This is a genomic window from Chitinivibrionia bacterium, assembly GCA_009779925.1.
Taxonomy (GTDB): Bacteria; Fibrobacterota; Chitinivibrionia; order Chitinivibrionales; family Chitinivibrionaceae; genus WRFX01.
In genome coordinates this window covers 1-6,346 of sequence record WRAZ01000069.1, presented here as the reverse complement: position 1 = coordinate 6,346, position 6,346 = coordinate 1, and the positions used below count along the sequence as shown (strand labels likewise).

The 6,346-nt window shown below is 44.0% G+C and carries 6 protein-coding genes; all 6 read left to right on the top strand.

The window, feature by feature from the left end; translation table 11 throughout:
• Nucleotides 1-522, top strand: a 522-nt coding sequence (locus FWE23_11100) for a hypothetical protein (GenBank protein ID MCL2845972.1), incomplete at its 5' end; no start/stop codon positions are given.
• Between the two features lie 138 nt (nt 523-660).
• Nucleotides 661-1,257, top strand: coding sequence for a hypothetical protein (locus FWE23_11095; GenBank protein MCL2845971.1), 597 nt, complete (start codon nt 661-663; stop codon nt 1,255-1,257).
• Between the two features lie 37 nt (nt 1,258-1,294).
• A complete protein-coding gene (locus FWE23_11090; protein MCL2845970.1) occupies nt 1,295-2,533 on the top strand; it encodes a hypothetical protein in 1,239 nt (412 codons plus the stop codon).
• Nucleotides 2,530-3,357 carry a hypothetical protein gene (locus tag FWE23_11085; protein MCL2845969.1) on the top strand — a complete coding sequence of 276 codons (828 nt, stop codon included), beginning with the start codon at nt 2,530-2,532 and terminating at the stop codon, nt 3,355-3,357. Before FWE23_11090 ends, FWE23_11085 begins: the two co-directional genes overlap by 4 nt.
• A 13-nt stretch (nt 3,358-3,370) precedes the next feature.
• Nucleotides 3,371-4,414 carry a response regulator gene (locus FWE23_11080; protein ID MCL2845968.1) on the top strand — a complete coding sequence of 348 codons (1,044 nt, stop codon included), beginning with the start codon at nt 3,371-3,373 and terminating at the stop codon, nt 4,412-4,414.
• On the top strand, nt 4,411-6,346 hold a 1,936-nt coding region (locus FWE23_11075), incomplete at its 3' end, for an ATP-binding protein (protein ID MCL2845967.1). The genes FWE23_11080 and FWE23_11075, both read left to right, overlap by 4 nt.

Below are 6,346 nucleotides of genomic sequence, written 5' to 3'. Positions count from 1 at the left end.
GAAATAGAAGCTTCGTCTCGCTTCGGACGTTCGGACGACCTTGTAAGATACAGATTGTATCTGCTGAGAATAGAAACCGAGGGAATGCTTGCAGAAAACTACCAAATCGGCGCAACGGAGTTTTTTATAAGAACGGAAGAGTTTCTTCCAAATTTTATTCGCCCAAATACCTCGCGGGATAACAGATACGGAATTATTCTTGAGAACGCAGTAGTATCGGATTTCGCAAGGATTTCGGTAATCACCCCCGAACAAGCAACAGTGAATTTGGCAATATTCGATAATTTGGGCAATGTCGTATTTTCGGCAGACAACGTAGGGGCGGGGTTTGCCCGCCCTGAAAACAGAACGAACGGCGATTTGGGCGGGCAAACCCCGCCCCTACAAAACGCAATCGTCTGGAATCTAACCAACCAATCAGGCAGATTCGTCGCCAACGGCACATACCTAATCATCGTCGAAGCAACAACAGTCAGCGGACGAAGATTTGTATATTCCGCTCGAATTGGGGTGAGCAAGTAAAAGCAAGAACAAAAAAGAAGAGCGAACTGAAACTTCGCTCTTCTTTTTTATGTTGGCAAATATTATTTTACCCTTGAGTAGTCAGCCTAAAAACGGAAAACAAAGGATTTGGAATTGTTTAGGTGCAAAACTGTTCGGATGTTCGTTTTTTTTCTCTGCGGTATTTTTGCCGCGGCGACGCCTTTATTTGCACAGAATTTAGACGCTCAAACTCAGCAGCTTGTGGACAGACATATCCGAAACGGCAGGGCGGAGGCGAACGACGAAAGGGCTATAGCGCACTTTACAAACGCGCTGGAACTTGCTCCTCGCCGCGGGGATATTCACATTCTGATTGGCGACAGGCAAAAAAATCTTAATCAAACGGATTTGGCGCTCGGAAGTTTCAGGAACGGGGTCAGATTTGGCGGCGACACTACTCACGCAATGTTTCAGCAGGCGGAAATATTAAAGGAATTGAGTTTGAAAGACGGGCTGAACGTGAATTTGGCGGTTGAAGCGGCTCGAAGATACAGGGACGTTTATTTGCGCGACCCGTCTCATCTGCAAGCGGTTAAAAACAGGGGGATTTTGCTTTTCTTTCTTGCGGAAAACAGCCGAAACGACGAGGTTGCAAGCAGGAGATTGGCGAACGAAGCGATAATTATGCTCGAAAAATATCTGGAAACAAACAGAAACGACAGAGATGCGAGAAATTACTCTAACAGAGCGCGCGCATTGTTGGGAAATACATAGCACAAAAAAAAGAAAGGTTGTTTTAAGGCGATTTTATATGAAAATTTTGATTTTACTTGTTTTATTGTGGGCGAGTTTACCGTTTGCGGTTTTTGGCGCCGCGGACGTCTTGGACGATTTGTTTTTTGGCGACGACGGCGATGTTTTGGATTTGCTTTTTCTTGAGCCTCAGGGAGGGGCGGGGAGCGCAAGCCGTTCGCAACAACAGGCGACGGTCGAAATTCAAATGCGGATAGACGGGGCTCAAAATCAGATAAATTATCTTACAACGCAGGAAAACACCGCGCGAACATTGCGCTCTCTTGCAAGAGACAACTTAAGCCGCGCAAGAGAAGAGCTGGACGACGTTGACAACAAATACGAAGAGGCGCTTATGCTTTTTAACGCGGCGCCTCAAAACAGGATTGCGCAGATAATGTACGCCGACGCGGCAAAAGAGAAAGAAGCGGCGCAAGAAATATATGACAACGAAAGCAAAAAAGCAAATATTGTCGAAAATTTATGGATAATCGCAAGCGGAGAATTAAACAGGGAGCGCGAAACTCTTGTAGAACTCAGAGAAATGCAAAGAAAACTTAACGCGGGCGAAATTTCGGCTGACGAGATACGTTTGTCGCAAACGCAAACCGCTATTGACGCGCTCGAAACGGGCGAGAAATCGGCGCGCGAAACCCTCGAAAATGATTTGAGCGAGGCAACGGAGATGTTTCGAGAGCAAATAGAGCGCGACGAGCAGTTGAGGGAGCAATTTTTCAGAGCGCAGTTTGAAAGCGAATTTAAGAGTTATCGCGTGTTTTCCGTTCGTCCCGAATTTATAACGACGGGCGCGGTAATGGGCGTTGGAGCAACCGCGGAGTTTGGCAAAATCAACACAAACGGCTTGTATTTATCTTCGGAATTAAGTTTGGGCGCGGCGTTTTTAGGCGGCTGGTTTAACATTGGAATGTGCTTCAACAAGGACGGCGGCGTAAAAAATGTCTTGGGGCTTGGCGCGGGCGCTCATTTCAGCGGCGCTTATGTAGATTTTCGGAACTATAACGGAACGTGGCTTGGTCGAGACAAAGAAATAAATATGAATTTTGTCGGCGCTTTCCATAAATTGCTAATCGGCAGAGAGAAGAACATCGATATCACAAACAGATTTATGCTCGGATACAGAAGAAACCCCGTAGATTTTTTGAAAGAGACGGATAGTTTTGTTTATGATAACGGTCTCGGTATGGCTTATACTCTTAGTATCGGTTATACATTAACAAGAGTTAGGGGGCAAAGATGAAAATTATAAAGAAAATCGGCTTTTTTATTGGCGCGGCGGTATTTTTGTCGGTAATTTTCGGTTGCGGCGATTTTATTTGGAGAGACGTCGATGTTAAAAATATGACAATAAGCAATCTTTCGGAGTTAAAGGCTTTCAGAGACCGCGTAAACAGCGGGTATAATTTTGCGGGTTGGTATATAGAACTTCTCAGCGATATTGATTTGAGCGACGAAGAATGGATACCCATCGGAAGAGGTACATTGGAGGGTTTCAGAGGCACTTTTAACGGCAGAGGTAATGTTATCAACGGAGTGAACGGCGATGGTAGTGTTATGGGCTTTTTTGATTTATTAGACGAAAGCGGAATAATAAGAAATCTTGGGCTTACAAATGTTTATTTAATGGGGCTATTTGTCGGCGGATTGGTAAGTTTTAACTTTGGGACGATTGAGAATTGTTATGTTATCGGAACAGTAATAGGAACGGGAACAGATCATTTATCTTCTTCTACCGGCGGATTTGTAGGAACTAATTCCGGTATAATAAGAAACAGCTACGCCGATGTAGATATATTTGTATTTTCTATTATTGGCGGTGGATTTGTTGGTGTTAATGCTACTACAGGTGAAATTGAGAATTCTCATTCCAAGGAACGCACATTCTTAAATGTTGACAGGTATGTACTATTTTACAGAACAAACCAAGGTATTTTAATAAATTCAGATGTCAGAAAAGAAGTCGAAATGAAACAACAAAGCACTTTTGCAGGTTGGGACTTTGTTAATACTTGGGGAATTGACCCTGATATAAATAACGGCTTTCCGCATTTGTTAAGAAAATAAAAGGAGAAAAGATATGAAAACAATTTTGGCGGTTGATGACCAAAGTTTTAATTTGGTGAAGATAGAGGAAGCGCTCGAAGACAATTATAAAGTGTTGACCACGGCGGGCGCGCAAAGAATGTTTGAAATCTTGCAAAAAGTTAGCCCCGACCTTATTTTGCTCGACATAGAAATGCCCGAAATAAACGGATTTGAAGCAATAAGACGACTTAAAGCCGATGAAAATTATTCGCAAATACCCGTTATATTTTTGACGGGCAGAGCGGACGAAATTTCGGAGGCGCAGGGGCTGAAACTCGGCGCGGTCGATTTTATTACAAAGCCGTTTTCAAAACCCGTGCTTATAAATCGCGTACAAATGCACTTAAACGTTGACGAAATTATCCGCGAGAGAACGGAACAGTTAAAGCAAAAAGAAAAAGAAGTGCGAAAAATACGAAACGGGATTGTGCAGGTTTTGGCGAATATGGTCGAAAACCGCGACGAAATTACGGGCGGACACATCGAACGCACAACTTTGTACACCAATCTTTTAATAGAAACCTTGCTTGCCAAAGGAATATACGCGGATAAAATAAAAACTTGGAATATAACGGCGGCGGTTGCTTCGGCGAGTTTGCACGACATTGGTAAAATAGTAGTTTCGGACTTGATTTTGAACAAACCCGCCAAACTTACCGACGAAGAATTTGAGCAAATGAAAGAACACGCGAATAAAGGCGTGGAGATTATAGATTTGATAATCAATACAACGGGAGTTTCGGACAGTTTCCTTACAAATGCGAAATTATTTGCGGGCGACCACCACGAAAAATGGAACGGTTGCGGCTATCCCAAAGGGCTAAAAGGCGAGGACATTTCACTGCAAGGTCGAATTATGGCTATCGCCGACGTTTATGACGCGCTGGTGTCCGACAGACCTTACAAAAAAGCGTTTACCCACGAAAAAGCGGTCAGTATTATAATGGAAGACGCGGGCAAACATTTCGACCCCAAGATTGCGGACGTGTTTTTTGAAATCAACGATAAATTTGACGATATAAGGAAAAGTCTATGAACAAAATAATTTCGCTTTTCAGGCGCGATAAACCTGCCGACAGACAGCGTTCAATGTCGGAAATAGTTGCTTTTTCGGCAATTTTGTTTGCTATAATTTTTACGGCGGGAGTTATATCGTTCAGGGTTTCTATGCGATACGTTATCAGCTTGAGTAAAAAGGGCGAACTCACTCAAATGTTAGAAATCGAGCGAATAAAAAGAGACGTATTCATAAACGAAATGACGCCGATTATAGAAGAAATGTCGGTCGCGCTCAGGTTTTCGCAGGGTTTTGGCACGTCGTTTACAAAAACGCAAATGAGCGAAGTGGCGGATTTACACAGCAACTCTTTTAAGTTGATTTCTTGGATAAATCACTCCGACAGAATATTGCATATTTACGACCCGCATTTTTTTGACCCCAATCATTTTACGGACGGCGAATTTACAGTCGGCGACGAAGCCTTAGATACGTCTCTTCCCGAAAACAGCTGGTATTACACGGCTTTAAGCAGAACTTACGCTTTTTATTTTCACATAAAAGACGAGATGTTATGGCTTAATGCTCCCGTTTTCGACAATGACGGCAGACCTGTCGGAGTTGTTGGAATTGGGATTTATCAATCGGAATTTGTCCAAGAATTTTACAGAGGGCACGACGAAAAAACGCAAATTTATCTGTATAATCCCGCGGGAGAAATTACCGTTTCCAGAGGCGCGGGGCTCAAAATTGACATCGAGCGGGTTCTTTCCGTAGCAAAAAGGCTGGACTCCGGGCAAACGACGACTACGTTCAGCACCAATATCGGCGAAGTTGCGGTCGGCGTTATTCCGTCTATGGGTTGGTATTCGGTAGCAGTCAGTCCCAACAGTTTAGACGACTTCATAAACCCGGTTGCAGTGGTTTTTATGGTGTTGCTTTTAGTGATTGCGCTGATATTTGTAGTGTTCAACATATTTATAGGCGACGTTATAAAATCGTTGCGCGCGGCGCTCACTTCGCTTGAGACGACTTCGCAGTACAAAGACAAGTTTTTCGCCACGGTGTCGCACGAAATGCGCACTCCTATGAACGCAATAATCGGCATAGCCCAAATAGAACTGCAAAAAGACGACATAACGGAAGAGCACGCGGGCGCATTGGAAAAAATATACGCTTCGGGCAACGGACTGCTCGGAATTGTAAACGACCTTTTGGATATGTCAAAAATGGCTTCGGGCAAATTAGACCTCGCTCCGACGGCTTACGATATGCCGAGTTTAATAAACGACGCCGTGCAAGTTAACGTCGTCCGTATCGGTTCCAAACCTATAGAATTTATGCTTGACGTAGATGAAAATTTGCCTTCAAGTTTGTTCGGAGACGAGTTGCGCTTAAAGCAAATTCTTAATAATCTGCTGTCGAACGCAATAAAATACACCGATGAAGGGCATGTAAAACTCTCGGTAAATCATACGATTTGCGGGGAAGAGGCGATACTTCGTTTTGTCGTGGAAGACACGGGGCAGGGTATGAAAGAAGAAGACTGCAAGCGCCTGTTTTCGGAGTATGCGCGTTTTAACACGGAGGCAAACCGCTCAACCGAGGGCGCGGGTTTGGGTTTAAACATTACAAAACGCCTTGTGGAAATGATGCGAGGCACAATAACGGCGGAAAGCGAATACGGCAAGGGAACAACATTTACGGTAGAGCTAAAACAGGGGATTGTTAAATGCCGTCCGATTGGCGAGGAACTTGCGGTAAAACTGAATAACTTTACATTCTCGGGCGAAAAACAAGTTTCAAAACTTCGCCTTAATCGCGAATATATGCCATACGGAAAAGTTTTGGTTGTTGACGACGTGGACACGAATTTGTTTGTCGCCAAGGGGCTGCTTATGCCTTACGGAATAAACGTCGAAACGGTAAACAGCGGATTTGCGGCGCTCGATAAAATCAAAGAGGGCAACG

Coding starts and splice junctions, on each gene's coding strand:
- FWE23_11095 (MCL2845971.1), top strand. CDS start 661: ATGTTCGTTTTTTTTCTCTGCGGTATTTTTGCCGCGGCGACGCCTTTA.
- FWE23_11080 (MCL2845968.1), top strand. CDS start 3,371: ATGAAAACAATTTTGGCGGTTGATGACCAAAGTTTTAATTTGGTGAAG.
- FWE23_11085 (MCL2845969.1), top strand. CDS start 2,530: ATGAAAATTATAAAGAAAATCGGCTTTTTTATTGGCGCGGCGGTATTT.
- FWE23_11090 (MCL2845970.1), top strand. CDS start 1,295: ATGAAAATTTTGATTTTACTTGTTTTATTGTGGGCGAGTTTACCGTTT.